Raw genomic sequence first — 586 nt, 5'->3', positions numbered from 1 at the left:
GGCAGTCAAAAACCAACGGTTACATCAGGCTTTGGCAGTGTTGCAGTCACACTGGAGCGGATTTCTCAGGTAATCTGATATCATATTTACTCAGAGTTTTTAGAGTTTTTAGCTATTTAAAACTATCGCGCCTATTCGCCATCTGATTAATCCACATACTGCCAAAATTACTCGTTCAGATCTTGAAGATTTTAATCTAAATCTTTCAGCGGCTATCCTGTAGTTTTTCACCTACCTAATCAGATGCTCTACCATCTTTTTTTGGCTGGTTTTTGATTTTCCTGTTTTTGTTCAATTGTAATTCCTTGACTTCTACTTTTTTTATGAGTTGTGTCTATCGCTGGTTCTCCCACATAAGCTTTATCTCCTTGAAACTTCTGGTTATCACTATACTCTGTCCTTCTTGAACGCCATATTTTTATGTCGCTGGTTGCTCCCGGTTTCCCTACTACTACATCCACTATTTCTTTACCTGTAGGCATCACTATTAATTGGTTTTTAAATGTATGCCTTTTCTTCAGGCATGAGTAATACTTTTTTGGATCTTGATACTCTGTTGGTCTTTCACGGGATTGCTCGCCAAATC

Annotated in this window: 1 protein-coding gene; it reads right to left on the bottom strand. The window is 38.1% G+C overall.

The window, feature by feature from the left end; all coding sequences use genetic code 11:
* Positions 1-248: 248 nt before the first annotated feature.
* On the bottom strand, positions 249-586 hold a 338-nt coding region (locus tag MiSe_RS49645), incomplete at its 5' end, for a transposase family protein (protein ID WP_226594990.1).

It is taken from the genome of Microseira wollei NIES-4236, assembly GCF_020521235.1.
Classification (GTDB): domain Bacteria; phylum Cyanobacteriota; class Cyanobacteriia; order Cyanobacteriales; family Aerosakkonemataceae; genus Microseira; species Microseira wollei.
The sequence above is the reverse complement of the archived record's forward strand: the minus strand, read 5'-3'. Positions and strand labels throughout refer to the sequence as shown.